This is a genomic window from Candidatus Thiosymbion oneisti (genome assembly GCF_004359955.1).
GTDB lineage: Bacteria > Pseudomonadota > Gammaproteobacteria > Chromatiales > Chromatiaceae > Thiosymbion > Thiosymbion oneisti.
In genome coordinates, this window is the sequence record NZ_SMSC01000118.1 from 1 (window position 1) to 730 (window position 730).

2 protein-coding genes are annotated in these 730 nt (G+C 38.1%); both read right to left on the reverse strand.

What is annotated here, in order from left to right; translation table 11 throughout:
- Window positions 1-17 precede the first annotated feature (17 nt).
- Window positions 18-464 (reverse strand): nucleotidyltransferase, encoded by a 447-nt coding sequence (locus E1958_RS19680; protein ID WP_207787992.1) that lies wholly within the window; start codon window positions 462-464, stop codon window positions 18-20.
- Window positions 409-730, reverse strand: a 322-nt coding sequence (locus tag E1958_RS20630) for a hypothetical protein (protein WP_166664717.1), incomplete at its 5' end; no start/stop codon positions are given. The genes E1958_RS20630 and E1958_RS19680, both read right to left, overlap by 56 nt.

Sequence of the window (730 nt, forward strand, 5' to 3'; positions counted from 1 at the left end):
TTAGCCAATAGTTGTTTTCAAGGTAAATTCTCATAGTCATCTAAATCCTTGTATCGGGCGCTCGCTTTCTTATTAATCTTTAACTTATTCAAGCTAATGATGTTTACTTCAATGCCATCTATTTCATCAACAATCCTTTCCTTAAAACACTCATCAAAAGAAACACCCGAAATTGTCGTCAATATTTCAATGCGAATAGGAGCAATACCCATGCGCACCACATTGTTTTCCTTGAGAAAAATATCTTTTGAAAGTTGGGGCATATCAAAGCCAAATTCCTTTAAGGCAGAAACCATTTGTTCTGCTACCTTGGGCTCAATAGCTATCCATATATCCATGTCATTCGTAGCTCTAGGATAGCCATGATAACCAACCGCATACCCACCAATCAACAAATATGGGATGTTTTTAGTCTTCAGTAAACTCAAGAACTCTTTGAAGTCTGGAGGTAGCACCATCTCCATAGTTTATCCTTCTTAATAATTCAATATGACCTATTCTTTCAATTGGTTTTTTACTAAGCCAATAGCCACTATCATCTGTTTGATCTAATGATGTCACTACAGACAGTAATCTTTTATCAATTTTCAGTTTACTTATTTCTTTACCCACAATCTTCATTTCCGTTTTTTTGGCTAACGGCATGGCTAGCCGGCCCAATACCGCATTTACTGAGCCAAGCTCCTGAGCTCGATGCGCGGTATTGGGTCGGGCTAAGCCATTTGTTAGC